The organism is Bacillus sp. AF23 (assembly GCF_020861455.1).
Taxonomy (GTDB): Bacteria; Bacillota; Bacilli; order Bacillales; family Bacillaceae; genus Bacillus; species Bacillus halotolerans.
Map to the genome: position 1 here is coordinate 1 of NZ_JAJHVY010000012.1, position 25700 is coordinate 25700.

30 protein-coding genes and 2 riboswitches are annotated in these 25700 nt (G+C 42.7%); of the genes, 25 read left to right on the forward strand and 5 right to left on the reverse strand.

Annotation, left to right across the window (positions count from 1 at the left end; all coding sequences use genetic code 11):
• Window positions 1-68: 68 nt before the first annotated feature.
• Window positions 69-941: a DUF1002 domain-containing protein gene (locus LNN34_RS03560; protein WP_059336647.1), complete on the reverse strand. Its 873-nt coding sequence runs from the start codon at window positions 939-941 to the stop codon at window positions 69-71.
• Between the two features lie 257 nt (window positions 942-1198).
• On the opposite strand from LNN34_RS03560, the gene LNN34_RS03565 reads away from it, so the two are divergent.
• The 9 genes from LNN34_RS03565 to ribT all read left to right on the forward strand — a co-directional run bounded on the left by LNN34_RS03565 (window position 1199) and on the right by ribT (window position 7833).
• Entirely contained in the window at window positions 1199-1630 is a 432-nt protein-coding gene (locus LNN34_RS03565) for a peptidylprolyl isomerase (protein WP_044156728.1), read from the forward strand.
• Between the two features lie 371 nt (window positions 1631-2001).
• A complete protein-coding gene (locus LNN34_RS03570) occupies window positions 2002-2208 on the forward strand; it encodes a zinc ribbon domain-containing protein (protein WP_010334793.1) in 207 nt (68 codons plus the stop codon).
• A 155-nt stretch (window positions 2209-2363) separates the two neighbouring features.
• Entirely contained in the window at window positions 2364-2918 is a 555-nt protein-coding gene (gene sipS / locus LNN34_RS03575) for a signal peptidase I sipS (RefSeq protein WP_059336646.1), read from the forward strand.
• A 236-nt stretch (window positions 2919-3154) separates the two neighbouring features.
• Entirely contained in the window at window positions 3155-3499 is a 345-nt protein-coding gene (locus LNN34_RS03580) for a hypothetical protein (RefSeq protein WP_059336645.1), read from the forward strand.
• A gap of 119 nt (window positions 3500-3618) precedes the next feature.
• Window positions 3619-3764, forward strand: a riboswitch (FMN riboswitch).
• Window positions 3765-3895: 131 nt separating this feature from the next.
• Window positions 3896-4981, forward strand: coding sequence for a bifunctional diaminohydroxyphosphoribosylaminopyrimidine deaminase/5-amino-6-(5-phosphoribosylamino)uracil reductase RibD (gene ribD / locus LNN34_RS03585; protein ID WP_059336644.1), 1086 nt, complete (start codon window positions 3896-3898; stop codon window positions 4979-4981).
• 10 nt (window positions 4982-4991) lie between these two features.
• A complete protein-coding gene (gene ribE / locus LNN34_RS03590; protein WP_044154843.1) occupies window positions 4992-5639 on the forward strand; it encodes a riboflavin synthase subunit alpha in 648 nt (215 codons plus the stop codon).
• 14 nt (window positions 5640-5653) lie between these two features.
• Window positions 5654-6850: a bifunctional 3,4-dihydroxy-2-butanone-4-phosphate synthase/GTP cyclohydrolase II gene (locus LNN34_RS03595; RefSeq protein WP_229042746.1), complete on the forward strand. Its 1197-nt coding sequence runs from the start codon at window positions 5654-5656 to the stop codon at window positions 6848-6850.
• Between the two features lie 32 nt (window positions 6851-6882).
• Window positions 6883-7347: a 6,7-dimethyl-8-ribityllumazine synthase gene (gene ribH, locus LNN34_RS03600; RefSeq protein WP_024121911.1), complete on the forward strand. Its 465-nt coding sequence runs from the start codon at window positions 6883-6885 to the stop codon at window positions 7345-7347.
• 111 nt (window positions 7348-7458) lie between these two features.
• Window positions 7459-7833: a GNAT family N-acetyltransferase RibT gene (ribT, locus tag LNN34_RS03605; RefSeq protein WP_003223910.1), complete on the forward strand. Its 375-nt coding sequence runs from the start codon at window positions 7459-7461 to the stop codon at window positions 7831-7833.
• Between the two features lie 13 nt (window positions 7834-7846).
• Here the strand turns inward: ribT and LNN34_RS03610 are convergent, their stop codons facing one another.
• Together LNN34_RS03610 and LNN34_RS03615 are read right to left on the reverse strand one after the other, a co-directional pair.
• The gene (locus LNN34_RS03610; protein WP_044154865.1) at window positions 7847-8371 is read right to left on the reverse strand and encodes a DUF309 domain-containing protein; all 525 of its coding nucleotides are present in this window, start codon (window positions 8369-8371) and stop codon (window positions 7847-7849) included.
• A gap of 87 nt (window positions 8372-8458) precedes the next feature.
• On the reverse strand, window positions 8459-8548 hold the full coding sequence (locus LNN34_RS03615; protein WP_024121909.1) for a YjcZ family sporulation protein: 90 nt from the start codon (window positions 8546-8548) through the stop codon (window positions 8459-8461).
• Window positions 8549-8762: 214 nt separating this feature from the next.
• On the opposite strand from LNN34_RS03615, the gene scpA reads away from it, so the two are divergent.
• The 15 genes from scpA to aroD all read left to right on the forward strand — a co-directional run bounded on the left by scpA (window position 8763) and on the right by aroD (window position 22641).
• Window positions 8763-9518: a segregation/condensation protein A gene (scpA, locus tag LNN34_RS03620; RefSeq protein WP_024121908.1), complete on the forward strand. Its 756-nt coding sequence runs from the start codon at window positions 8763-8765 to the stop codon at window positions 9516-9518.
• Window positions 9508-10101, forward strand: coding sequence for an SMC-Scp complex subunit ScpB (gene scpB / locus LNN34_RS03625; protein ID WP_044154877.1), 594 nt, complete (start codon window positions 9508-9510; stop codon window positions 10099-10101). Before scpA ends, scpB begins: the two co-directional genes overlap by 11 nt.
• 57 nt (window positions 10102-10158) lie before the next feature.
• Window positions 10159-10698, forward strand: a complete 540-nt coding sequence (locus LNN34_RS03630; RefSeq protein ID WP_059336642.1) for a YpuI family protein — start codon at window positions 10159-10161, stop codon at window positions 10696-10698.
• Window positions 10699-10818: 120 nt separating this feature from the next.
• Window positions 10819-11967 (forward strand): D-alanyl-D-alanine carboxypeptidase family protein, encoded by a 1149-nt coding sequence (locus tag LNN34_RS03635; RefSeq protein WP_059293674.1) that lies wholly within the window; start codon window positions 10819-10821, stop codon window positions 11965-11967.
• A complete protein-coding gene (gene spmA, locus LNN34_RS03640) occupies window positions 11955-12545 on the forward strand; it encodes a spore maturation protein SpmA (protein ID WP_044154898.1) in 591 nt (196 codons plus the stop codon). Before LNN34_RS03635 ends, spmA begins: the two co-directional genes overlap by 13 nt.
• Before the next feature lie 4 nt (window positions 12546-12549).
• Window positions 12550-13086 carry a spore maturation protein SpmB gene (gene spmB / locus LNN34_RS03645; protein WP_044154903.1) on the forward strand — a complete coding sequence of 179 codons (537 nt, stop codon included), beginning with the start codon at window positions 12550-12552 and terminating at the stop codon, window positions 13084-13086.
• Window positions 13087-13178: 92 nt separating this feature from the next.
• Window positions 13179-13913, forward strand: coding sequence for a 23S rRNA pseudouridine(2605) synthase RluB (gene rluB, locus LNN34_RS03650; protein ID WP_044154911.1), 735 nt, complete (start codon window positions 13179-13181; stop codon window positions 13911-13913).
• A 93-nt stretch (window positions 13914-14006) separates the two neighbouring features.
• Entirely contained in the window at window positions 14007-14546 is a 540-nt protein-coding gene (gene resA / locus LNN34_RS03655) for a thiol-disulfide oxidoreductase ResA (protein WP_044154915.1), read from the forward strand.
• Complete coding sequence (gene resB / locus LNN34_RS03660; RefSeq protein WP_059336640.1) at window positions 14543-16171, forward strand: cytochrome c biogenesis protein ResB; 1629 nt, start codon at window positions 14543-14545, stop codon at window positions 16169-16171. The genes resA and resB overlap by 4 nt, the downstream gene beginning before the upstream one ends.
• 19 nt (window positions 16172-16190) lie before the next feature.
• On the forward strand, window positions 16191-17366 hold the full coding sequence (gene ccsB, locus LNN34_RS03665; RefSeq protein WP_059293677.1) for a c-type cytochrome biogenesis protein CcsB: 1176 nt from the start codon (window positions 16191-16193) through the stop codon (window positions 17364-17366).
• A gap of 82 nt (window positions 17367-17448) precedes the next feature.
• Window positions 17449-18171: a DNA-binding response regulator ResD gene (gene resD, locus LNN34_RS03670; RefSeq protein WP_010334777.1), complete on the forward strand. Its 723-nt coding sequence runs from the start codon at window positions 17449-17451 to the stop codon at window positions 18169-18171.
• Complete coding sequence (resE, locus tag LNN34_RS03675; protein WP_024121899.1) at window positions 18168-19934, forward strand: sensor histidine kinase ResE; 1767 nt, start codon at window positions 18168-18170, stop codon at window positions 19932-19934. The genes resD and resE overlap by 4 nt, the downstream gene beginning before the upstream one ends.
• 203 nt (window positions 19935-20137) lie before the next feature.
• Window positions 20138-20722: an RNA polymerase sigma factor SigX gene (gene sigX / locus LNN34_RS03680; RefSeq protein ID WP_024121898.1), complete on the forward strand. Its 585-nt coding sequence runs from the start codon at window positions 20138-20140 to the stop codon at window positions 20720-20722.
• Window positions 20658-21767 (forward strand): sigma-X negative effector, encoded by a 1110-nt coding sequence (locus LNN34_RS03685; RefSeq protein WP_229042752.1) that lies wholly within the window; start codon window positions 20658-20660, stop codon window positions 21765-21767. Before sigX ends, LNN34_RS03685 begins: the two co-directional genes overlap by 65 nt.
• 112 nt (window positions 21768-21879) lie before the next feature.
• Window positions 21880-22641, forward strand: a complete 762-nt coding sequence (gene aroD, locus LNN34_RS03690; protein WP_101860352.1) for a type I 3-dehydroquinate dehydratase — start codon at window positions 21880-21882, stop codon at window positions 22639-22641.
• Window positions 22642-22699: 58 nt separating this feature from the next.
• On the opposite strand, the gene serA is transcribed toward aroD, so the two are convergent.
• Window positions 22700-24277 carry a phosphoglycerate dehydrogenase gene (gene serA, locus LNN34_RS03695; RefSeq protein WP_101860353.1) on the reverse strand — a complete coding sequence of 526 codons (1578 nt, stop codon included), beginning with the start codon at window positions 24275-24277 and terminating at the stop codon, window positions 22700-22702.
• Between the two features lie 206 nt (window positions 24278-24483).
• Window positions 24484-24618: riboswitch (FMN riboswitch) on the forward strand.
• 156 nt (window positions 24619-24774) lie between these two features.
• Between serA and fmnP the strand changes: the two genes are divergently transcribed.
• Complete coding sequence (gene fmnP / locus LNN34_RS03700; RefSeq protein ID WP_024121894.1) at window positions 24775-25347, forward strand: riboflavin transporter FmnP; 573 nt, start codon at window positions 24775-24777, stop codon at window positions 25345-25347.
• A 39-nt stretch (window positions 25348-25386) separates the two neighbouring features.
• Here the strand turns inward: fmnP and LNN34_RS03705 are convergent, their stop codons facing one another.
• On the reverse strand, window positions 25387-25635 hold the full coding sequence (locus LNN34_RS03705) for a ferredoxin (RefSeq protein WP_003225461.1): 249 nt from the start codon (window positions 25633-25635) through the stop codon (window positions 25387-25389).
• Between the last annotated feature and the right edge of the window lie 65 nt (window positions 25636-25700).

Here is a 25700-nt window from a genome sequence, read left to right on the forward strand (position 1 = left end):
TTGGCTGTATAAAAGGTGTTTTGATCCCTGTCTCAAAAACGGGGGTCAGTCCCAATTCGGCGCTTTTTTTATTTGAATATAGAAACAATCGCGTTCCAGATGGAAACGAAGAAATCAATGACTTTCTGGATAAAGTTCTTGCCTTCATCTGAGTCTAAAAATTTACTAATCTTATCTTTCGCTTTATCAAGCTGGTCACCGACCTGTCCCCAGTCGATATCAACATTTTTCATCTTATTGAACAAGGATACAAGCTGATCCTTTTGGCTGTCTGTCAGTGTGACGTTTAAATCGGAAGCCGCATCATCCACTTTTTTCTCAATATCGGCTTTATTGTCAGGCACACCGTTTTTAGCAAACTCTTCTTTTATTTTTGCAATCAGCGCAGCCGCATTTTCGTCACCGATTTTGTCACCAAGCTCTGAGGTCGTCACAAGCTCTTGGTTGGCGACTTGCTTAACGTCTTCAGAAATCGCTTCGTCAGAAGAAACTTCATATGCTTTAATCAAGCCTGTCAAAGCCGCAGTACCGGACACTTCAAACGGAGCGGTAACATAAACCTTCGCGTCCTTAACGCCGGCTGTCATCAAGGCATTGAGGTACATTTCATCCGTAATGCCGCTGATATTATGTGTCTCAACATTTAATCCGGAGCCTTTTTTGGCAATGGTAATAGACGATGATGAAATCGCTCTTGAGCCAATTTGCGCGCTTGGTATATATTTTCCTAAATATTCGTGTTCTTCCTTATTGGTAACGGTCACGGTTGTGGCATTATCAGGGACATTCATTTCATCAAGCACTTTTTGCTTATCTGATTCTGACAAATTTGCACCAAGTGTCACGATGACATCTCCGACTGCGGCATCCGCGAGACTGACTTTCGGAATCGTCAGCAGCAAAACGGCCGCTGCCAGCATTCCAATCCATATTTTTTTCAAAGCAGTTGACCTCCTTCATTTCACAAGCAGCAGTTAAAGCTGCTTTGCGAGGACCTGAATCATGATGGAAAATACAGTTCCGATAGGTTAGACGGAGATAGAGAGGTTCAGGTTTCATTTTTATTTTGGAGAAAAGCCGGGAGAGTCGTTTTCCCCAAAAAGGTGTGGTATAATAGCCGCGACAAGGAGAGACAAGCCATAATGATGATACATAAATTTCTCCTTTGAAAATTAAAATAAAGAAAGTGGGCATACAATTGAAAACAGGTTACTTTTTATTAGAAGACGGCAACAAAATTGAATTTGAACTTTATCCGGAAGCAGCACCGGGTACAGTTGCAAACTTTGAAAAGCTTGCAAACGAAGGATTTTACGACGGACTTACATTCCACCGAGTCATTCCAGGCTTCGTCAGCCAAGGCGGATGCCCCCACGGTACTGGCACAGGCGGTCCCGGATACACAATCAAATGTGAAACAGAAGGAAACCCGCACACACATGAAGCAGGCGCACTCTCTATGGCCCACGCAGGAAAAGATACTGGCGGCAGCCAATTTTTCATCGTCCATGAGCCGCAGCCTCATTTAAACGGTGTTCACACTGTATTCGGCAAAGTAACAAGCGGCTTAGAATTGGCGAAAAACATGTCTAACGGTGATGTGATGAAAGAAGTTCGCGTAGAAGGCTAATAGGCAGGCAGAAAGCTCCCCGATATGAGGGAGCTTTTTCTTTTCGCTCACAGCCTGATCTGGCTGTGGCAGTTAACAAACAGACGTTTTCAAGATAGAACGAGGAGGCATAGAGAGATTTGGTATGAATCCTATAGTCCTCTTTATACATATTAGAGACCGTATGAAATAGCTTAAACGAACCAGTAAAAAAACAAAATGAGGTTGTAAAGCTAGCCCGCGTTTGTATGGGTGGAACATTCCTTACAGTCAGATACACTCATCAGGGAAAAATTAAACAAATTTTAAAGTTGACATGTTTCATCCCAAACGGCATTTGTAGTAAAATGAAATCATATCAATGTCATTTTTTTGAAAAGGGGCTGCGTTTGATGAACAACAAGGGCTGTATAAAATGCGGAAGCACTGAAGCTGGCCAAAAAGAAATTGCCACAACCGGAACCGGATTGTCAAAGTTGTTTGATGTGCAGCATAACCGTTTTCTCGTTGTCTACTGTAAGAAATGCGGATATTCGGAGTTTTATAATAAAGAAACTTCAACTGCCGGCAATATACTGGATTTGTTCTTTGGAGGCTGATTGATTCTTCTCCCGATTTCATTAGGAAATGGGAACAAATTGATTCTGGCAGAAGAATAAATAGATGTGAAAATTCGCTTCAATGGTCCTAATGGGATTTCTTATCGATTCGTGATAACATAAATTGAAGACCGTTGTTTATTGGAGGAACTCAGTTGAAATCGGAAACCGTTTCTAAGAAAAAATCAATATTTGAATGGGCCAAAGCGATTATTATCGCAGTTGTTCTGGCATTACTCATCCGCAATTTTATTTTTGCGCCGTATGTCGTTGACGGTGAGTCCATGGAGCCTACCCTTCTTGATCATGAAAGGGTATTTGTCAATATGACAGTTAAGTACATAGGCGAGTTTAAGAGAGGGGATATCATCGTGCTAAACGGGGATGATGTCCACTATGTCAAGCGGCTGATCGGTTTGCCCGGAGACACAGTCGAAATGAAAAACGACCAGCTTTATATCAATGGAAAAAAAGTGGCTGAGCCTTATTTGAAGGCAAATAAAAAGCAAGCAAAAGAAGATGGATATGACCATCTAACTGATGATTTCGGCCCGATCAAAGTGCCTGATAACAAATATTTTGTTATGGGTGATAACCGCCGAAACTCAATGGACAGCCGAAACGGGCTTGGACTCTTTACGAAAAAACAAATTGCGGGTACGTCAAAGTTTGTTTTCTTCCCATTTAACGACATTCGTAAAACCAACTAAGTATAAGCAGTTTCCTGAAAAGGAGCTGCTTTTTTATTCTTTTTCTCATGCATCCCCTAAAACCAGAACATAAATTCGTATATCTATAGAAAAGAAATTTTTGCAGAAATGCGAAACATATTCTCGTTATGCATCGTTATATTAATAATTTACGAGAATTTGCGGTTTTTTATTCATGAAAAAAAGGAATAACTCATATGAATGAATAGATTCATATTGGCTGGAGGTTTTTTTAAATGGGAAGAATAAAAACCAAGATTACCATTCTGTTAGTGCTACTGGTTTTGCTTGCAGGGGGGTATATGTACATAAATGATGTTGAATTGAAGGACGTTCCGACAGCGATTGGACAAACCTTGTCCTCTGAAGAAGAAGAGTATACAATCGAGGAATATCAAGTGACAGAAATTGACGGCACAGAATATCATGGAGAAGCAGAAAACGGCACGAAGATCATCTTCAACGGAAAAAAATTAAATCAAGATTTGTCTGATATAAAAGAAGGCGATAAGATCAAGGCGTACTTCAGCAAATCAAAGCGGATCGACGGTTTAATCAAGGTTGCAAAAGTAAATGATTAACTAAAAAACACCTTTCGGAACGATGGGTGTTTTTTTGATTTCTCAAATTGTAAGTTTATTTCATTGCGTACTTAAGAAAGGATCGCTATAATAGCCATTAAGGACAAATGAATAAAGATTGTATCCTTCGGGGCAGGGTGGAAATCCCGACCGGCGGTAGTAAAGCGATATGCGCTTTAGAGCCCGTGACCCGTGTGCATATGTACGCGGTGGATTCAGTTTAAGCTGAAGCCGACAGTGAAAGTCTGGATGGGAGAAGGATGAAGAACCGCTATGCAAAATGTATCAACATGCATAGTGTTATTTCCTATTGCGTAAAATACCTAAAGCCCCGAATTTTTCTTAAATTCGGGGCTTTTTTGACGGTAAATGAATAAAGAAGGGAGGGGAAAACAGATGGAAGAGTATTATATGAAACTGGCGTTGGATCTTGCGAAGCAGGGTGAAGGACAGACCGAATCGAATCCGCTCGTAGGCGCTGTTGTGGTGAAGGACGGACAGATTGTCGGGATGGGCGCCCATTTAAAATACGGTGAAGCTCACGCGGAAGTCCATGCTATTCATATGGCAGGCGCACATGCGAAAGGCGCTGATATTTATGTCACCCTTGAACCATGCAGCCATTACGGAAAAACACCGCCTTGTGCCGAACTGATTATCAAGTCCGGGATAAAGAGAGTATTTGTCGCAATGAGAGATCCTAACCCGCTTGTGGCCGGACGGGGAATCAGCATGATAGAAGAAGCCGGCATCGAAGTAAAGGAAGGCATTCTGGCAGATCAGGCGGAACAGCTGAATGAAAAATTTCTGCATTTCATGAGGACAGGCCTCCCTTACGTCACAATAAAAGCTGCCGCAAGCCTAGACGGAAAAACAGCGACCAGTACAGGTGACAGCAAATGGATCACATCAGAAGCTGCAAGACAGGATGCTCAGCAATACAGGAAATCACATCAAAGCATTTTGGTCGGAGCAGGCACTGTGAAAGCTGACAATCCAAGCTTAACCTGCAGGCTGCCGAATGTGTCAAAACAGCCGGTCAGAGTGATACTTGATACCGAACTTTCGATTCCCGATGACGCGAATGTGATTTGCGATCAGGCAGCGCCGACTTGGATTTTCACAACAACACGTGCTGATGAGGAAAAGAAAAAACGGTTTTCCGCTTTTGGCGTGAAAATATTTACTCTGGAAACAGATCGTATACCAATTTCTGATGTACTGAAAATCCTTGCGGAAGAAGGCATTATGTCGGTGTATGTGGAAGGCGGATCAGCTGTTCACGGAAGCTTCGTCAAAGCAGGCTGTTTTCAAGAGATCATCTACTATTTTGCCCCTAAATTAATCGGAGGAACGCTTGCTCCCAGCTTAATCTCCGGTGAAGGTTTTCAATCAATGAAAGATGTCCCCTTATTACAATTCACAGATATAACCCAAATTGGCCGTGATATCAGACTGACGGCAAAACCGAAAAACGAGTAGGATGGTGACCATGTTTACAGGAATTATAGAAGAAACAGGCACAATCGAATCCATGAAAAAAGCAGGCCCCTCTATGGCCTTAACAATTAAATGCTCAAAAATATTAGAGGATGTTCATTTGGGCGACAGCATTGCAGTGAATGGCATTTGTCTGACTGTTACTGATTTCACGAAAAGTCACTTTACAGTTGATGTCATGCCTGAAACAGTCAAAGCAACGTCGCTGAACGATTTATCAAAAGGCAGCAAAGTGAACCTGGAAAGAGCCATGGCGGCAAACGGGCGTTTTGGAGGCCATTTCGTTTCAGGCCATGTCGACGGAACCGCAGAAATCACGCGTATTGAAGAAAAAAGCAACGCAGTTTACTATGATTTGAAAATGGATTCGTCATTAACAAAAACGTTGGTTTTAAAGGGATCTATTACCGTGGACGGCGTGAGTTTAACCATCTTCGGGCTGACAGATGATACCGTGACGATTTCTTTAATCCCTCACACCATCAGCGAAACGATTTTTTCAGAAAAAACAATCGGCTCTAAAGTGAATATCGAATGCGATATGATCGGAAAATATATGTATCGATTTTTGCATAAAGCCAATGAAAATAAGAACCAACACACCATAACAAAAGCCTTCTTAAGCGAAAACGGCTTTTAGAGAGGAAGATTTGCATGTTTCATCCGATAGAAGAGGCATTAGACGCTTTAAAAAAAGGCAAAGTCATCATTGTTGTGGATGATGAAGACAGAGAAAACGAAGGAGACTTTGTGGCTCTTGCGGAGCATACGACTCCTGAAGTGATTAACTTTATGGCGACGCACGGAAGAGGGCTGATTTGCACGCCTCTCAGTGAGGAAATCGCTGACAGGCTCGATCTTCATCCTATGGTTGAGCACAATACAGATTCCCACCACACTGCTTTTACAGTAAGCATTGACCACCGTAAGACAAAAACGGGAATCAGCGCACAGGAAAGATCATTTACTGTCAAAGCTTTGCTGGACAGCGATTCAGTGCCGGCAGATTTTCAGCGTCCAGGGCACATTTTTCCGCTGATTGCGAAAAAGGGAGGTGTCCTGAAAAGAGCGGGCCATACAGAAGCGGCAGTTGATCTTGCTGAAGCCTGCGGTTCTCAGGGAGCTGGCGTCATTTGTGAAATTATGAATGAAGACGGAACGATGGCAAGGGTACCGGAGCTCATTGAAATTGCGAAAAAGCATCAATTAAAACTGATCACCATTAAAGATTTAATTGAGTACCGCTACAACTTGACAACACTTGTAGAGCGGGAAGTCGATATTACCTTGCCTACTGATTTTGGCACATTTAAGGTGTACGGATACACAAATGAGATCGATGGAAAAGAGCATGTCGCATTTGTGATGGGAGATGTGCCGTTTAATGAAGAACCAGTATTGGTTCGGGTTCATTCAGAGTGTCTCACAGGTGATGTGTTTGGGTCTCATCGCTGTGACTGCGGCCCGCAGCTTCACGCCGCGCTGACGCAAATTGCCGCAGAAGGCCGGGGAGTGCTTTTGTATCTCCGCCAAGAAGGCCGAGGAATCGGTTTAATCAATAAGTTAAAAGCTTATAAGCTTCAGGAACAAGGCTATGACACCGTAGAAGCCAACGAGGAGCTGGGATTCTTGCCTGATCTTCGCAACTATGGCATCGGTGCGCAAATGTTACGCGACCTCGGTGTGCGGAATATGAAGCTTTTGACGAATAATCCGCGCAAAATCGCCGGTCTTGAGGGCTATGGTCTCAGCATTACAGAAAGAGTGCCGCTTCAAATGGAGGCCAAAGAGCACAACAAAAAATATTTGCAAACAAAGATGAACAAACTAGGTCATTTACTTCATTTCTAATCACAAAAATCACAAAAAAGGATGGGAATCATATGAATATCATACAAGGAAATTTAGTTGGTACAGGTCTTAAAATCGGAATCGTAGTAGGAAGATTTAATGATTTTATTACAAGCAAGCTGCTGAGCGGGGCAGAAGATGCTTTGCTCAGACACGGTGTGGATACAAACGATATTGATGTGGCTTGGGTTCCGGGCGCATTTGAAATTCCTTTCGCTGCTAAAAAAATGGCGGAAACAAAAAAATATGACGCCGTTATTACACTCGGCACTGTCATCAGAGGCGCGACGACTCATTACGATTACGTCTGCAACGAAGCTGCAAAAGGCATCGCGCAAGCAGCGAACACAACAGGCGTACCTGTGATCTTTGGAATTGTCACTACGGAAAACATTGAGCAGGCCATTGAACGGGCTGGAACAAAAGCAGGCAATAAGGGCGTAGATTGTGCTGTTTCTGCCATAGAAATGGCAAATTTAAACCGTTCATTTGAATAATTTGCTGAAAACAGTTTAAAAATATGGCGAAAATGATATAATGTGAGAAAACGGATCACCTATACTTATCCGTTTGATAGAACTGGACATTTAGGATATAGAGGGGTTTTTATGTTAATTCGTTATAAAAAATCGTTTGAAAAGATTGCGATGGGACTTCTTTCATTTATGCCAAATGAAAAAGATCTTAAGCAGCTTCAGCAGACAATTAAGGACTACGAAACGGATACAGACCGCCAGCTCTTTCTTTGGAAAGAGGACGAGGATATCGTCGGAGCAATCGGAGTTGAAAAAAAGGATTCCGAGGTTGAAATCCGGCATATCAGTGTGAATCCTTCTCATCGCCATCAAGGAATCGGAAAACAGATGATGGATGCTTTAAAGCATTTATTCAAAACGCAGGTACTGGTTCCGAATGAATTAACGCAGAGCTTTTTCGAACGCTGTCAAGGTCAGCAGGATCAAGACATTTCATACAATAATTAAGCAGAGGCTGTTATCAGCCTCTGCTTTTTTTTCTTCGTTCAATTTCTTTCTCGCGTTCGCGGATGACATCAGTCCGATCCCGCAAACGATGTTTATGAATTAGAAATCTATCAGTGAGTGTGCTGGGCTGTCCCCACGTGTAAGCTTTTCGTTTGCATTCAATGCGGCATGCTTCCTTCAGCCTCTCATCTTTCATTGGCAGCATGATGCTTTTATAGGAAGATCCCAGTTCAATTTGTTCGTAAACCGACTGCATAAGCTCCAGTAAACGGGTATGATCAAGCCCCAAATCTTCCACCGCTTGTTTTTCCGCTTGAAGAATCCGTATGCTGTTTGCCAGCAATCTTTTGGCCCCGGCTGTATTCTGTCTTCTGTGATGATACAAAGCAACAGCAAGCTGGATAAAGCCGACCCAAAGTATTTTTCGTTTGTTCGGAGGATCTTCCTTCCAATATTCTTCTAGTATTTCATGGCATTCAAAATAATCCCGTGTTGCGTGAAATTCAACGAGATAATCGATATAAGCTTTCGGGTACAAGATGCTTCCTCCTTTTAATCCGCCTTTAGTGTAACACAGGACAGATAAAAGGAAAAAACAGCGCATTGGATTCGCTCTTTTTTAGTTCTAGCAAATCCAAGCGGCACCTACGATAATCAGCAGAATAAACAAAACAACAATTAAAGCGAAACCGCCGCTGAAGCACTTTTCTCCCATGAACATTCAGCCTCCTTTGTTGTGGTCTACGCGAGCATCCTATGTACACCTGCCCTTTTTTGTGTAGGCGGATATCTTGTTATTTGAATATTCAGCACTAATCTCTCGAAATGCAGGAAATGAAATAGTATTGGACGAGAGCTTTTTGGTGGCTTATACTAAAGGGTAGCCAGTTTATCCGGCAATGAGAGTGATACTTGAAAATGGTGAGATGATGGAAGAATATCAAGTGAAAATTGATACGTTTGAAGGCCCATTGGACCTGCTGCTTCATTTAATCAATCGTCTTGAAATTGACATATATGATATACCTGTGGCGAAGATTACTGAACAATATTTATTGTATGTACATACGATGCGTGTGCTTGAGCTTGATATCGCCAGCGAGTATTTGGTGATGGCTGCCACACTGCTCAGTATTAAAAGCAGAATGCTGCTCCCGAAGCAAGAGGAAGAGCTGTTTGAGGATGAATTGCTTGAGGAAGAAGACCCGCGGGAGGAACTGATTGAAAAGCTGATTGAGTATAGAAAATATAAAGACGCGGCGAAAGAATTAAAGGAACGGGAAGAAGAAAGACAAAAATCATTCACGAAACCGCCGAGTGACTTGAGCGAATATGCAAAAGAAGTGAAACAGTCGGAGCAAAAGCTGTCAGTCACAGTCTACGATATGATTGGCGCTTTTCAAAAAGTGCTGAAGCGAAAAAAAATAACAAGGCCGATGGAAACAACAATTACAAGACAGGAAATACCAATCGAAGACAGAATGAATGAAATCGTGCACAGCCTGAAATCAAAAGGGAAAAGAATCAACTTTATGGACCTTTTTTCATATGAGCAAAAAGAACATTTGGTTGTCACCTTCCTGGCTGTTCTAGAACTGATGAAAAATCAGCTGATTTTGATTGAGCAGGAGCAAAATTTTTCAGATATTTACATTATGGGGAGTGAATCCATTCATGGGGCTTGATATCGTGAATTGGAAAGCTATAGTGGAAGCCCTTCTATATGCGGCAGGCGATGAAGGACTGACCAAAAAACAGCTGTTAACAGTGCTTGAAATAGAAGAGCCTGAACTGAACACCATTATGGCGGATGTCGCAGACGATTACCGTCATGATACAAGAGGCATTGAACTTATTGAATATGCAGATACGTACATGCTTTCCACCAAAAAGGACTTTGCGCCGTACTTGAAAAAACTGATCGAAGTACCGTCGAAAGGCCTTTCCCAGGCATCTTTGGAGGTGCTGGCGATTGTTTCATATAAACAGCCGATTACGAGAGCGGAAATTGAAGATATCAGAGGCGTGAAATCAGAAAGAATTTTACACAGCCTTGTCGCCAAGGCGCTGCTGTGTGAAGTCGGACGAGCTGACGGTCCGGGACGGGCCATTTTATACGGCACGACGCCGACTTTTCTTGAGCAATTCGGCTTAAAAACACTGGACGAGCTTCCGCCGCTGCCTGAAAATGCGGAAGATGACGTTCTTCAAGAAGAAGCGGATTTATTCTTTGAGAACTTTAACCAAACCTTTGAAGATATAAAATAGAGATTTAATGAATCGCGCTTTTTCATCAACATAAGATATAAGGAAGAAGTAGCTATCATGAAAGAAGCAAAATGTGAGAGACAAAGACATGAGGGGAAGATACCAAACGAAATGGGACATTCGATTGTGCGAGTGCAGACTCAAAAAACAGGCGAATTCTTATCAATGGTTGTCAATACCGTTAATGATTATTTAAATCAAACCACACTGGCGTCTATGCAGGCTGAATTGCCTGTTGAAGAGACATACTGCTGCGATGTGCTGAGCACGCTGAGAAGAATGACAGTATTTTGTGAAGGAGGCGCTGAAGCATGCCGCCGTCTCCTTATGCAAGAGCCATTTCAGGAAACCAGAGCGGAAAAAACACTTTACAATGTGTATCATCAATGCATTGAAGAGTTCTTTATGCCAAAGAAAGACACCTGGTGTGAAAACAGCCGGGCGTCATATACCGGAGTCAGCGCAATTGAGTTCTACCATGCTGTTCCGCAGTCTCTGGAGCAATTATTATTGCCGCTGAGCGCAGCGTTTCTGAAGATGAGGGAAGAACTGGCTCATTACGAAGCGTCCGGATCTAGCATGGCATCAATCAGATAAGACTTACTCTCCCTTTATGGGAGAGTTTTTTTATGTTTGCAGGCCATGACACAATTGTTATTCATAACTGATGGACATGCGCATAAACTTGTACAAACCACCACAAGGACGTGAACAAACATGCGCATTTTTAAAAAAGCTGTATTAATCGTCATCATTTCTTTTCTATTTGCCAATGTAAATGTGAACACAGCACATGCAGCTATAAATGTCAGTGCGAAGAGCGCCATTGTCATTGACGGCACATCAGGAAGAGTGTTATTTGCCAAGGACGAGCATGAAAAAAGGCGGATTGCCAGTATTACAAAGATCATGACCGCTGTTCTCGCCATTGAATCCGGAAAAATGGAAGAAACCGTGACCGTTTCTGCAAATGCGGTCAGAACAGAGGGTTCGGCCATTTATTTAACCGAAGGGCAAAAAGTAAAATTAAAGGATCTTGTGTATGGCCTGATGCTGAGATCCGGGAACGATGCTGCTGTTGCGATTGCTGAGTATGTCGGGGGAAGCCTCGATGGATTTGTCTATATGATGAACCAAAAAGCAGAACAAATCGGTATGGAAAATACCCGTTTTCAAAACCCGCACGGATTGGATGACCATGAAAATCACTACTCAACAGCTTATGACATGGCTGTTTTAACGAAATACGCCATGAAGCTCAAAGACTATCAAACCATCTCAGGCACAAAAATATACAAAGCAGAAACAATGGAAAGCGTATGGAAAAACAAAAATAAATTGCTGACGATGCTGTATCCATACAGCACAGGGGGGAAAACAGGCTATACCAAGCTTGCAAAACGCACACTCGTTTCAACCGCTTCAAAGGACGGCGTTAATCTGATAGCCGTTACCATTAATGACCCCGACGATTGGGATGATCATATGAATATGTTTAACTATGTATTTGATCATTATCAAACATATTTAATCGCAAAAAAAGGAGATATTCCGAAGCTCAAAGGTACATTTTATGAGTCTAAAGCTTTCATCAAACGGGACATCACCTATTTGCTTACCGAAGAAGAAAAAGAAGATGTCAAAATCAACACTACCCTGCTCAAACCGAAAAAAGCCTGGGAAAAGGATGTCTCAAAAATTCCGGATATTGTAGGACATATGAAAGTCATGTTCAACGATGAAACCATCGCAAAAGTGCCGATCTATTACGAAAACGAACGAAATCAAAAACCGAAAAAAAAGTTTTTTGAAACGTTTCAATCCATTTTTCTGAATGCGGCTGGCGGGGCAAAATGGTCAATATAATCTGGGTCAGCTTAACTGTGATCGGGCTAGTATTTGCGATGTGCAATGGAACGCTGCAGGACGTAAATGAGGCGGTGTTTAAAGGAGCCAAAGAAGCTGTCACAATCTCATTTGGACTTATGAGCGTGCTTGTTTTTTGGCTTGGTTTAATGAAAATAGCTGAACAGTCAGGACTGCTGGATATCTTCAGCCGTCTGTGCAGGCCTTTTATTTCTAAGCTGTTTCCTGACATACCGCCGGATCATCCAGCAATGGGCTACATTTTATCAAATCTCATGGCGAACTTCTTCGGCCTCGGAAACGCGGCCACACCTCTTGGCATTAAAGCAATGGAGCAAATGAAAAAGCTGAATGGAAACCGTTCGGAAGCGAGCCGTTCCATGATCACTTTTTTAGCTGTTAATACTTCGTGCATTACTCTCATCCCGACAACGGTTATCGCCGTGCGAATGGCCTATTCCTCCAAAACACCGACAGATATCGTCGGACCGAGCATTTTGGCGACACTTATTTCTGGAATCGGCGCCATTATTATTGACCGGTATTTTTATTACCGCCGTAAAAAGAAGGGGAGGTAAGCCGATGGAAATTATCAACTGGCTGTCTTTAGCCATGATCCCTATTATTATTGCCGGCATTCTTCTTTATGGAACAATCAAAAAGGTGCCGACATATGAATCCTTTGTTGAAGGCGGAAAAGAAGGAATTGAGATCGCATTTTCGATTATCCCCTACTTAGTCGGGATGCTAGTTGCGATTACTGTTTTCAGATCATCAGGGGCGCTTGATTTTTTTATGGATTTTTTAAAGCCTGTCTTTTCCGCCTTCGGCATACCGGCTGAGGTGGTTCCGCTTGCGCTGATTCGTCCGATCTCCGGTACGGCTGCTCTGGGTATGACCACCGATTTAATTGCAGTGTATGGTCCGGACTCCTTTATTGGCAGGCTGGCTTCGGTGATGCAGGGATCAACGGATACAACACTTTATGTGCTGACGGTGTATTTCGGAGCGGTCGGCATTAAGAAAATGGGTGATGCGTTAAAGGTGGGACTTCTTGCTGATTTAATCGGTGTAGTTGCATCTATCATCATCGTTACGTTATTATTTGGGAGCGCCTGAAAATGGCGTTTTTTTTAGATAAAGCATGCGAAATCTGAAAAAGCTTGTTTGTTCAGGTTGAAAAAAGTAAGATAATACTTGAGGTGAAAGACATGGAAAGACTGCAAAAAGTAATTGCTCACGCCGGAGTTGCATCGCGCAGAAAGGCAGAAGAGCTGATTAAAGAAGGAAAAGTAAAGGTGAACGGCAAAGTAATAACAGAGCTTGGTGTTAAAGTCACCGGTTCTGATCAGATTGAAGTAAACGGCTTGAAGGTGGAACGTGAAGAGCCTGTTTATTTTCTTCTATATAAACCAAGGGGCGTGATTTCCGCAGCGGAAGATGACAAAGGGCGCAAGGTCGTGACGGACTTTTTAAGAGAAGTGCCGCAGCGCATTTATCCGGTCGGACGTCTGGATTACGATACTAGCGGTCTTTTGCTTTTAACCAATGACGGCGAGTTTGCCAACAAACTGATGCACCCTAAATATGAAATAAACAAAACATATGTAGCAAAGGTAAAAGGCATACCGTCTAAAGAGCTGATCAGAAAGCTGGAGCGCGGCATTATGCTGGAGGAAGGCAAAACAGCACCTGCCAAAGCGAAGCTGCTTTCATTGGATAAGAAAAAACAAACAAGCATTATACAGCTGACCATCCATGAAGGACGGAACAGGCAAGTGCGCCGCATGTTTGAAGCAATCGGACATGAAGTCATTAAGCTGAAGCGGGAAGAATACGCATTTTTAAACCTGAGAGGCTTAAATACGGGAGACGCAAGAGAGCTTACGCCGCACGAAGTCAAAAGACTCAGAGCGCTAGCGGAACACGGTAAAAACGCTTTCTAAGTTTCACATAACCTTCAAAAAGTTAGAAATGTGAAATGATTGTGAAATGATATAATTGAATGGATCTGCAATAGGGGAAGGGGGCAGTGGACAATGAAGAAAAAAAGACGTTTATTCATTCGGACCGGCATCCTTCTCGTTTTAATCTGCGCGCTGGCCTATACAATATACAATGCTGTATTTGCCGACAAAGAGAGCATATCCGAAGGGTCCGAGGCACCGAATTTTGTCCTTGAAGATACGAATGGGGAACGTATTGAGCTAAGTGACTTAAAAGGAAAAGGTGTTTTTTTGAATTTCTGGGGCACCTGGTGTGAGCCGTGCAAAAAAGAATTTCCTTATATGGCGAACCAATACAAATATTTTAAAGACCAAGGCGTTGAAATTGTCGCGGTAAATGTTGGGGAGTCAAAGATAGCAGTACATAATTTTATGAAATCCTACGGAGTAAATTTTCCGGTTGTTCTGGATACAGATCGTCAGGTGCTTGATGCCTATGGCGTATCTCCGCTTCCGACAACCTTTTTAATCAATCCGGAAGGAAAAGTTGTCAAGGTGGTGACCGGCACTATGACAGAAAGCATGATCCATGACTATATGAATCTGATAAAACCCGGAGCGACTTCGGGATGAAGCAGGTAAAATGTGAATGCGGACATATCAACCCGGTCGGAACTGTTTTATGTGAATCGTGCGGCAGGGCGCTTCAGGAAACGCAGACCCCGCTTGCTGATATGAGATACGATGGAAGTGCGAGACGTTCACAAACCTATAACAAAACGTTCATTGATAAAATATGGAACTTCTTTTCTTCGGTTAAGGTCGGAATATGGCTTATCGTCATAACCCTTGCAGCATCAGCATTCGGGACGATTTTTCCTCAAGAAGCCTATTTGCCCCCCGGCGCTCAGGCTGATACATATTATAAAGAACAATACGGCACGTTCGGCCAGCTTTATTATTTACTCGGGTTCCATCATTTATATGGATCTTGGTGGTATTTGCTGCTGATTGCCTCAATCGGCATTTCTCTTGTCATCTGCAGCCTTGACCGTGTGATTCCATTGTACAGAGCATTGAAAAATCAGGGGGTCAGGAGAAGCCCTGTTTTCTTAAAAAGACAGCGGCTGTTCAGTGAAACGGAGACCGAGCTCAACCTTGAAGAAAAAGAAAAGATTGTGACTCTCTTAAAGAAAAAGCGTTATAGAATACGAGAACAAGAGGGCAGCATTCTGGCGGAAAAAGGGCGTTTTTCCCGTTGGGGTCCGTATGTCAATCACATAGGATTAATCATTTTCCTGATTGGCGCAATGCTGAGATTTGTGCCGGGCATGTACGTCGATGAAACGCTCTGGGTCAGAGAAGGCGAAACTGCGGCAATTCCAGGCACAGACGGAAGATATTATTTGAAAAACAATCAATTCAGCGTAGAGACTTATAACAGCGAGACAGAAAAAAAGGTGTTCGCTGATGCCATTGACAGAGTCGGAAGCGGAAAGGTCGCGAAAAACTTTCAAACAGATGCGGTACTCTATAAACGGGAAGGCAAAATTGTCTATGGAGAGAAGCCGAAGCTGAAAAAAATAAAAGAAGAAGATATTCGTGTCAACCAGCCGCTGCGCTTTGATTCGTTTTCTGTTTATCAGGTGGATTATAAAGAGAATCAGCTCGATCAGATGGTGTTTCAGCTGATTGACAAAAAATCAAAAAAATCCTTTGGGAGCTTAAAGATTAACCTATTGGACCCAGATTCGGTTTATGATCTTGGCAACGGTTACAAAGTCGAGGTCGCCAGCTACCTTCCTGACTTCTATTTTAATCAGGACGGAGAGCCGAGCACAAAAACAAAAATCCCTAACAATCCGGCGTTTGTTTTTAATATCATAACGCCAGATAAGCCAAAAGGCGAAAAAAGCTTTGTTGCCATTCAAGAAACAATTGAAGGGTCGGGCAGCAATAAATACAAGTTAAAATTTGACCATGTCGAAACGAAAAACATAACCGGCCTGACAGTCAGAAAAGATCTGACGCTTTGGGTGCTTGCCATCGGCGGAGCCATTTTTATGATTGGCGTCATTCAAGGAATGTACTGGCAGCACCGCAGAATCTGGCTGCATACACAGGAAGGTGCAGTCATGGTTGCCGGCCATACCAATAAAAACTGGTACGGACTGAAGCGGGATTTAGAATTTGTTTTAGCCGATACGGGGCTGACTGAACCAGCAGACCAAAAAGAATTAATGAAAACACAGAAATAGGCGAAAAGGGAGTGGTGTCATGGCGGAGCTGAGCGGAAATTTTCTTTATGCGGCCTTTCTCGTGTATTTAATCGCGGTCCCGATTTTCGGCGGGGCCATACGAGGAAGGAAAATTAAAAAAGACAGGGCAAACCGGTGGGCGACGATCGGGATTACCCTTTCGATTATCGGTTTTCTCTGCCACCTGGGCTATTTTATTACAAGGTGGGCTGCCAGCGGCCATGCGCCTGTCAGCAATATGTTTGAATTTACAACAGCCTTTGGCATGATGCTTGTGCTTGCGTTTATTATCCTTTATTTTATCTATCAATTGCCTTCATTAGGTCTGTTTACATTATCGATCGCTTTATTGCTGATTGCATACGCCAGCATGTTTCCGACGGACATTTCGCCTTTAATTCCGTCATTGCAGAGCAATTGGCTGTATATCCACGTAACCACGGCCGCGCTGGGGCAAGCTATACTCGCCATCAGTTTTGTCGCAGGTGTCATTTTTCTTTTGAAGCATGTTGACCAGACCAAACCAAGTAAAAAAACCTTTTGGCTTGAAGCTATCATGTTTATTATGGTGACGGCAGTTGCCTTTATTGTGATAACATCTGTGTTTCGTTTTGCCGGCTATGAAGCTGAGTTTAACTGGGTGGATAAGAATAAGGAAAAAAGCGTGATGGTCTATGAAATGCCCGCACTTGTAGGTCCGCATGAGGGTGAGCTTATCACCGAGGGGAAAATGCAGCCCATTGCAGAGCTTCCGGCCCTTTTCTCAGGCAGAAAGGTAAACACAGTGATTTGGTCGTTTGGAGCTGGACTCCTATTGTACGGAGCGCTTCGCCTGATCGTCAGAAAAAGAATCAGTGCCTGTTTACATCCTCTGGTGAAAAACGTGAATCTTGATCTGGTAGATGAGGTTGGCTACAGAGCCGTTTCCATCGGTTTTCCGATTTTTACACTCGGCGCGCTGATCTTTGCAATGATTTGGGCTCAGCTCGCTTGGACGAGATTTTGGGGCTGGGACCCGAAGGAAGTATGGGCGCTGATCACGTTTTTGTTTTACGCCGCATATTTGCATTTAAGGCTGTCAAGAGGATGGCACGGTGAGAAATCAGCATGGCTGGCCGTAATCGGTTTTGCTATCATTATGTTCAATTTAATATTCGTAAATCTTGTGCTTGCCGGACTTCATTCTTATGCATAGTCCAGAACAAAGCGATACAGTTCTCAAACTTTCTCACGATTTGATAAAATGAAAGTAACAGAAGGAAAGCAGGGGGAAAACGATGGACCAAACCAATGAAACCAAAATATTAGTAGTTGATGACGAAGCCAGAATTCGCCGCCTTTTAAAAATGTATCTTGAACGTGAAAATTATGTGATTGAAGAAGCGGAAAATGGTGATGAAGCCATTGCCAAAGGCCTCGAAACCAATTATGACTTAATTTTGCTTGACCTAATGATGCCTGGCACAGACGGAATTGAGGTCTGCCGACAAATTCGCGAAAAAAAAGCTACACCAATTATCATGCTGACCGCAAAAGGAGAAGAAGCAAACCGGGTGCAGGGGTTTGAATCGGGAACAGATGATTACATTGTCAAACCGTTTAGTCCGAGAGAAGTTGTGCTGCGGGTAAAAGCGCTTCTGAGAAGGGCATCTCAAAACTCTTATTTCAATGCGAATACGCCGACGAAAAACGTATTGGTGTTTTCTCATCTGTCAATCGATCATGATGCCCATCGGGTAACTGCTGACGGAACTGAAGTGAGCTTAACACCGAAAGAGTATGAGCTCCTTTACTTCTTAGCGAAAACACCTGACAAAGTGTATGATCGGGAAAAGCTTCTCAAGGAAGTGTGGCAGTATGAATTTTTTGGCGATCTGCGTACAGTAGACACACACGTCAAACGTCTCCGGGAAAAGCTCAATAAAGTATCACCGGGAGCTGCAAAAAAAATCGTCACCGTATGGGGCGTCGGTTATAAATTCGAGGTAGGCGCTGAATGAAATTTTGGAAAAGCGTAGTAGGCAAGCTGTGGGCTACGATCCTTTCTCTTGTCCTGATCGTATTATTTATTTTAACGGTGCTTTTACTCGAGTTTATCGAAAATTATCATGTGGAAGAAGCCGAAAATGATTTAACCCAGCTTGCAAATAAAGTCGCAGTCATCTTAGAAAAACACGAGGATCAGGCGCTGGCAAGGTCGATCACCTGGGAGCTCGCTGATAACTTAACAAGCATTGCGATCATACAGGATGAGAAAAAATACTGGTATTCGCCGAATGATAAAAATCGGCTCTCATCTATCACGCTTGAGCAAATACAGCGGGACAAGGATTTACATCAGGCTCTGGACAACCATAAAAAAGTCAGTAAACGTACGGGCCTGAGCGGCAGAGACACGGATAATGAACGCCTGATTGTGGGTGTTCCGTATGAAAAAGACGGAAAAAAAGGCATGGTCTTTTTATCTCAGTCTCTGCTTGCTGTCAAAGACACAACAAAACACACGACCCGTTATATATTCCTTGCCGCAGGCATTGCGATTGTGCTGACCACATTTTTTGCTTTCTTTTTATCAAGCAGGGTCACGTATCCGCTTCGAAAAATGAGAGAGGGCGCACAGGATTTGGCAAAGGGCAAGTTTGACACGAAAATCCCGATTTTAACCCAGGATGAAATCGGTGAGCTGGCAACCGCCTTTAATCAAATGGGACGGCAGCTTAACTTTCATATCAATGCGCTCAACCAAGAAAAAGAACAGCTTTCAAACATATTAAGCAGTATGGCTGACGGAGTGATTACCATCAATATCGACGGCACGATTCTCGTGACAAACCCGCCGGCCGAACGTTTTCTGCAGGCTTGGTATTATGAGCAGAATATGAATATTAAAGAAGGCGACAATCTTCCGCCAGAAGCAAAAGAACTGTTCCAAAATGCTGTCAGCACAGAAAAAGAACAAATGATTGAAATGACGCTGCAGGGCAGATCGTGGGTGCTGCTGATGTCGCCGCTGTATGCGGAATCGCATGTCAGAGGCGCGGTTGCCGTTCTTCGAGATATGACTGAAGAACGCCGCCTTGATAAATTGCGCGAAGACTTTATCGCAAATGTCAGCCATGAATTAAGAACGCCGATCTCCATGCTTCAAGGGTACAGTGAAGCCATTGTCGATGACATTGCGAGCTCCGAAGAAGACCGAAAAGAGATTGCTCAAATTATATATGACGAGTCGCTGCGAATGGGCCGCCTTGTCAACGATTTGCTTGATTTAGCGCGAATGGAATCAGGCCATACTGGATTGCATTATGAACAAATCAATCTTAATGAATTTATAGAAAAGATCATGCGCAAATTTTCCGGCGTTGCCAAAGAAAAAAATATTTCTTTGCATCAGGACATTTCTCTCACTGAAGAGGAATTTATGTTTGATGAAGATAAGATGGAGCAGGTGTTTACCAATTTAATTGATAACGCGCTGCGTCATACTCAATCAGGCGGCAATGTCTCCATCTCCGTTCATACGGTTAAGGATGGAATAAAAATAGACGTCAAAGATTCCGGCTCCGGGATACCGGAAGAGGATCTGCCGTTTATTTTTGAGCGATTCTATAAAGCAGATAAAGCACGGACAAGAGGCAGAGCAGGAACCGGACTGGGACTGGCTATTGTTAAAAATATTGTGGAAGCTCACAACGGTACCATTACGGTGCACAGCCGGATGGACAAAGGAACGACGTTTACGTTTTATATTCCGACAAAATGATCAAGTCGAGTCTGAATTTGCCGAAGAATCTTGTTCCATAAGAAACACCCGCTGATCCAAGCGGGTGTTTTTTAAAAGGTTTTTCTTAATAAAATTTAAGGATATGTTAATATAAATTCCCTTCCAAATTCCAGTTTCTCGTAATATAGTTGTAATGTAACTTTTAAGCTATTATTACGACTAAAGGAACGGAGGGGTTTCCTATGGAAGAAACCTTTCAAGCGTTATATAAAACTTACCATCAAGATTTATATCAATTTTTATTTTATATGGTAAAGGATAAAAGCCAGGCTGAAGACCTTCTTCAGGAGGTTTATATTCGTGTATTAAATTCATATCATACGTTTGAAGGAAGAAGCAGTGAAAAAACATGGCTTTTGTCGATTGCACGCCATGTGGCGATAGACTGGTTCCGTAAGCAGCAGACGATCAGACAGCGTGTACTCGGGACATTTGATTGGGACACACAGGATGTCAGAGATCAGCAATTGCTTCCGGACGAACTCGCGGTTCAACATGAAAATGTCCGGGAAATTTATGCTGCGCTCGATCAATGTACGATCGATCAAAGAGCTGTGATTATCTTACGGTTTATTCAGGGATATTCAATACAGGAAACAGCCAATGCTCTGCGCTTCTCGGAAAGCAAAGTGAAAACGACCCAACACAGAGGGCTCAAAGTACTTCGGAAACATATGGAGCTTTTGAGGGAGGAGCTAATGGATGATGAAGTCAGATTGGAACGAAGAACAGATAAAGGAGTTGTTAAGTCAACTGCCGGCAGTTAAAGACCATCGTTCTCCGCAAGACATATACAAGCGGCTTTCGATGGCAAAAAGCAAAAAAAAGTCCGCTGTTAGGTGGATTGGCCCCGCATGTGCCACTGCGGTTGCGGTTTATATCGCCTTCATTATTTCTCCTCATTTCTTTGATCAGGCACAGCCTCAACAAAAAGAAGCGTCCCAAGAAAACGCTATAACGAAAACTGAGATAGCAGACAGCAAAAAAGCTGCATTATCCCTGGATCAGTCATCGTTAGTTGTTCCTGAAAAGGAGCAGAACAACTATACGACTGTAGCAATTGCCGATGCCGAAACATCCACAATTATACCCGTCAGCATTAAAAAAACGAAATCAAACCAAACCATACAGGAGGTGCTGTTTGAAAGTGATCAATTGGATATCCTTGATCACGCCATCACGATTCCCTCCTTCATGGATGAAGTGGAGGTAAAGGAAAACCAAAATCATAAGGAATTAAATATACAAGTCGATCAGCCCATTGAGGCTTTTTCTGTAAAAGACGACGCAATACTAAAAAAATTGCTGAAAGAATCATTAAAATGGAGTCCTTATGAAAAAATCAAAATTTTTTCATCGGAGCAGAAAAAGGACGGCGCCAGTATTGGCTCAAATGGTACTTTTACTGAAATTCCTATTCCTAAACAGTCGAACAGAGCCTACTCCTTGTACCAAAATGAACAAGGACAAGACTTTCTCGTTCCAACAGAAAGAACATTTAATACTGTAAAAGAAGCTATTAAGGAAATGGAATCGAGCAATCAAACAAATACTGCACCTCTTATTCAAGCGGGTGCCGTCAAATCTGTAACGGAGAAACAGAATCACTTATATATCCATTTCTCAAAACACTCGGGGGTTGAGGATTCTATTGCCGGCATCTTAATGCTGGAGGGACTTCTTTTAACAGCAAAGGAGTTTGGCTTTACAGAAGTGACCTTTGCGGAAACGGGAACAAAAAAAATCGGCAGATACGATGTATCAGAAGCTATTCCGGTTCCTGCTGCTCCAAATCCGATTTCCTTACATTAAAAGAGCCTTTTTTCAGGCTCTTTTTTCGTTGCTTTTCATATAATAGAAATTTTCAAAAAAAACTTGTCCGTGTATAATAAAACAAGGTAAAGATTGAAAGGATTTGAGACGAGTGAACGTGTTAACAATCAAAGGAGTTTCCATCGGTGAAGGGATGCCGAAAATCATCGTTCCGCTGATGGGGAAAACAGAAAAGCAAATTTTAAAAGAAGCAGAAGCTGTGAAATTACTGGATCCGGATATTGTCGAGTGGCGAGCCGATGTATTTGAAAAAGCAGACGACAATGAAGCAGTCATAAAGATGATCTCAAAGCTGCGAGAGTCTTTGAGAGACAAGCTGTTTCTATTTACATTCAGATCGCTTAAAGAAGGCGGGAGCAAAGAAATGGATGTAAGTTCCTACATCGCTTTGCTGGAAACGGCTATCCGCACAAAAGATATAGACTTTATCGATATTGAATTATTTTCAGGAGAGGCAAACGTTGAAGCGTTAGTATCTTTAGCAGGAGAAAATGGTGTCTACGTGATTATGTCTAATCATGACTTTCAGAAAACACCTGCAAAGGACGAGATCATTTCTCGGCTTCGTAAAATGCAGGAGTTAGGAGCGCATATTCCGAAAATAGCCGTAATGCCGAAGGATGCAGGAGATCTTTTAACCTTGCTTGATGCGACGTATACGATGAAGACAAAATATGCGGACCGACCGATGATCACAATGTCAATGGCGGGAACGGGATTAGTCAGCAGGCTGAGCGGTGAGGTATTTGGATCAGATTGCACATTCGGCGCAGGAGAAGAGGCTTCAGCACCTGGGCAAATACCTGTATCCGAACTGAGAAACGTGTTAGAAGTACTGCACAAACATACATAAACAGGAAACCGTTAAAAAGCAGAAAAAAACTCAAGCTGCAGAGCTTGAGTTTTTTTCATTATGGAAGATCAATAAGCTTCACAGACACGATATCAGGAACATCTGTTAGTTCTTTCACAATTTTATCTTCTAAATGTCTGTCAAAAGAAAGCATCATGATGGCTTCTCCGCCTTTTTCTTTACGACCAACCTGCATGGTTGCAATGTTAATATCGTTATCTCCGATAATACGTCCCACTCGGCCGATGACCCCCGTCGTATCCTGATGCTGGATGTAAACCAGATGGCCTGTTGGATAAAAGTCGATATTAAACCCGTTGATTTCGACAATGCGTTCTCCGAAATGAGGGATATAGGTAGCTGTAACGGTAAAGGTGCTGCGGTCTCCTGTCACTTTTACGCTAATGCAATTATCGTATCCAGATTCAGAAGTGGAAATCTTTTCACTAAAGCTAATGCCGCGTTCTTTTGCGACACCGCCCGCATTTACTTCGTTAACTGTTGAGTCAACGCGTGGTTTTAAGAAGCCTGACAGAAGGCTTTTTGTAATAAACGATGTTTCAAGTTTAGCAATTGTGCCTTCATATTGAATCGCGACATCCTGTACCGGCTCTTTCATGCATTGTGATACGAGGCTGCCGATTTTTCCTGCGATTTGGTGGTACGGCTTAATCTTAGCGAATTCATCTTTTGTCATGGCAGGCAGGTTAATGGCTGACATAACAGGAAGACCTTTTGCGAACTGCAGAACTTCTTCTGATACTTGCGCTGCAACATTCAGCTGCGCTTCTTTTGTCGATGCCCCTAGGTGAGGAGTGGCAATCACTAACGGGTGGTCAACGAGTTTATTATCAACTGGCGGTTCAACTTCAAAAACGTCAAGAGCCGCACCGGCAACATGGCCGCTTTCTAAAGCTTCAAGAAGAGCTGCCTCATCGATAATGCCGCCTCGTGCACAGTTAATTAAGCGAACACCTTTTTTCGTTTTTGCAATCGTTTCTTTGTTTAATAAGCCTTTTGTTTCTTTTGTTAACGGTGTATGCACAGTGATGATATCTGCGCTTTCCAAGACTTCTTCGAACGTACGGCTGTTAACACCGATTTTTTTCGCTCTTTCTTCTGTTAAGAAAGGATCAAAAACGTGCACGGTCATACCGAAGGCTCTCGCACGCTGTGCAATTTCGCTTCCGATTCTGCCTAATCCTACAATTCCAAGTGTTTTGCCGTAAAGTTCCGAACCGACATATGCTGTGCGGTTCCATTCTCTGGATTTTACAGAGATATTGGCCTGAGGGATGTGTCTCATTAAAGATGAGATCATCGCGAATGTGTGCTCAGCTGTGGAAATTGTGTTTCCGTTTGGCGCATTAATAACAATTACCCCATGTTTCGTCGCTTCGTCAATGTCGATATTATCAACACCGACACCGGCTCTTCCGACGATTTTTAAAGAAGTCATTTTTTGAAAAAGGTCTTCTGTTACTTTTGTCGCGCTTCGCACCAATAGAGCATCAAAGGTATGTAATTCATCCTCTGCATCTGCTACGTTTTTTTGGACGATTTCAATAAAGTCTGATTCAATAAGTGGTTGTAAGCCGTCGTTGCTCATTTTGTCTGAGACCAATACTCGAAACATCGTAAGATTTCCTCCTAAATTGACAAACTAAATATCTGATAATTTAACATATTCTCAATAGAGTGTCAATGTGTATTGACGCAGTAAAGGATAAAAGGAAAGCGAGGAATTGACCAGTTTTAGAGACTTTTGGCGTTATATTTAATTTGAAGCAATTATCTATACAACCAACCGTTTATCGTTTATAATGGAACCAAATTCATATGATCAATCTTCGGGGCAGGGTGAAATTCCCTACCGGCGGTGATGAGCAATGGCTCTAAGCCCGCGAGCTGTTTTTGACAGCAGGATTCGGTGCGATTCCGAAGCCGACAGTATAGTCTGGATGGGAGAAGATGGAGGTTCAGCAGCGTTTTGAAAGAAAGGTTTTCAAACGTTTCTTTACCAAGCCAAATTTTTGAAACCCCGCTTTTATATCATAGAGCGGTTTTTTTATTGGCTGGAAAAAGAACCTTTCCGCTTTTCGAGTAAGATGTGATCGAAAAGGAGAGAGCAAATTGAAAGTAAAAAAATTAGTCGTGATCAGCATGCTGAGCAGCATCGCATTTGTTTTGATGCTGTTAAATTTTCCGTTTCCGGGGCTTCCTGATTATTTAAAAATTGATTTCAGTGATGTCCCTGCCATTATTGCGATTCTTATATACGGACCTTTAGCGGGTATTGCCGTTGAAGCGATAAAAAACGTTCTTCAATATATCATTCAGGGGAGCATGGCTGGAGTGCCTGTAGGACAAATTGCAAATTTCATTGCCGGAACACTCTTTATTTTGCCGACTGCTTTCTTATTTAAAAAGCTGAACTCAGCAAAAGGCCTGGCAGTAAGTCTTCTGCTTGGAACTGCAGCAATGACGGTGCTGATGAGCATTCTGAATTATGTTCTGATTCTTCCGGCCTACACATGGTTTTTACACTCCCCGGCATTATCCGACAGTGCGCTGAAAACAGCGGTAGTCGCTGGTATCCTGCCATTTAACGTCATAAAAGGCATTGTCATTACGATTGTGTTCACACTTATCTTTATCAAGCTTAAACCGTGGATTGAACAGCAAAGAAGCGCGCATATTCATTAAATAAAAAAAGCTCCCGCAGGGGAGCTTTTTCGATTACTTCTATTCAAATTTAAGCGGGTCGCCCTCAAACGGCTCATCCGCCACTTTGATGGAATCAGTAGGGCATCCTTCAAATGCGTCAATCATATCTTCTTCCAGTACTTCAGGAACTTCGACAACGCCTTTGTTTTCGTCAAGCGTTACGAACGCGATGCCTTCATCATCGTAATCGTAAATGTCTGGTGCAGCCGCTCCGCAAGCGCCGCATGCAATGCATGTATCTTTGTCTACGATTGTGTACTTTGCCATGAATAAAACCTCCCAGATTGTTCTTGGTGGAACAAATGGATCAATCTTTATATTTAATCAATTTA

Bases quoted from the DNA above. Each gene is read 5' to 3' on its own strand.
- LNN34_RS03570 (WP_010334793.1), top strand. From the start codon at position 2,002: ATGAACAACAAGGGCTGTATAAAATGCGGAAGCACTGAAGCTGGCCAA.
- LNN34_RS03580 (WP_059336645.1), top strand. From the start codon at position 3,155: ATGGGAAGAATAAAAACCAAGATTACCATTCTGTTAGTGCTACTGGTT.
- ribD (WP_059336644.1), top strand. From the start codon at position 3,896: ATGGAAGAGTATTATATGAAACTGGCGTTGGATCTTGCGAAGCAGGGT.
- ribE (WP_044154843.1), top strand. From the start codon at position 4,992: ATGTTTACAGGAATTATAGAAGAAACAGGCACAATCGAATCCATGAAA.
- LNN34_RS03595 (WP_229042746.1), top strand. From the start codon at position 5,654: ATGTTTCATCCGATAGAAGAGGCATTAGACGCTTTAAAAAAAGGCAAA.
- ribH (WP_024121911.1), top strand. From the start codon at position 6,883: ATGAATATCATACAAGGAAATTTAGTTGGTACAGGTCTTAAAATCGGA.
- ribT (WP_003223910.1), top strand. From the start codon at position 7,459: ATGTTAATTCGTTATAAAAAATCGTTTGAAAAGATTGCGATGGGACTT.
- LNN34_RS03615 (WP_024121909.1), bottom strand. From the start codon at position 8,548: ATGGGAGAAAAGTGCTTCAGCGGCGGTTTCGCTTTAATTGTTGTTTTG.
- scpA (WP_024121908.1), top strand. From the start codon at position 8,763: ATGGAAGAATATCAAGTGAAAATTGATACGTTTGAAGGCCCATTGGAC.
- scpB (WP_044154877.1), top strand. From the start codon at position 9,508: ATGGGGCTTGATATCGTGAATTGGAAAGCTATAGTGGAAGCCCTTCTA.
- LNN34_RS03630 (WP_059336642.1), top strand. From the start codon at position 10,159: ATGAAAGAAGCAAAATGTGAGAGACAAAGACATGAGGGGAAGATACCA.
- LNN34_RS03635 (WP_059293674.1), top strand. From the start codon at position 10,819: ATGCGCATTTTTAAAAAAGCTGTATTAATCGTCATCATTTCTTTTCTA.
- spmA (WP_044154898.1), top strand. From the start codon at position 11,955: ATGGTCAATATAATCTGGGTCAGCTTAACTGTGATCGGGCTAGTATTT.
- spmB (WP_044154903.1), top strand. From the start codon at position 12,550: ATGGAAATTATCAACTGGCTGTCTTTAGCCATGATCCCTATTATTATT.
- rluB (WP_044154911.1), top strand. From the start codon at position 13,179: ATGGAAAGACTGCAAAAAGTAATTGCTCACGCCGGAGTTGCATCGCGC.
- resA (WP_044154915.1), top strand. From the start codon at position 14,007: ATGAAGAAAAAAAGACGTTTATTCATTCGGACCGGCATCCTTCTCGTT.
- resB (WP_059336640.1), top strand. From the start codon at position 14,543: ATGAAGCAGGTAAAATGTGAATGCGGACATATCAACCCGGTCGGAACT.
- ccsB (WP_059293677.1), top strand. From the start codon at position 16,191: ATGGCGGAGCTGAGCGGAAATTTTCTTTATGCGGCCTTTCTCGTGTAT.
- resD (WP_010334777.1), top strand. From the start codon at position 17,449: ATGGACCAAACCAATGAAACCAAAATATTAGTAGTTGATGACGAAGCC.
- resE (WP_024121899.1), top strand. From the start codon at position 18,168: ATGAAATTTTGGAAAAGCGTAGTAGGCAAGCTGTGGGCTACGATCCTT.
- sigX (WP_024121898.1), top strand. From the start codon at position 20,138: ATGGAAGAAACCTTTCAAGCGTTATATAAAACTTACCATCAAGATTTA.
- LNN34_RS03685 (WP_229042752.1), top strand. From the start codon at position 20,658: ATGATGAAGTCAGATTGGAACGAAGAACAGATAAAGGAGTTGTTAAGT.
- serA (WP_101860353.1), bottom strand. From the start codon at position 24,277: ATGTTTCGAGTATTGGTCTCAGACAAAATGAGCAACGACGGCTTACAA.
- LNN34_RS03705 (WP_003225461.1), bottom strand. From the start codon at position 25,635: ATGGCAAAGTACACAATCGTAGACAAAGATACATGCATTGCATGCGGC.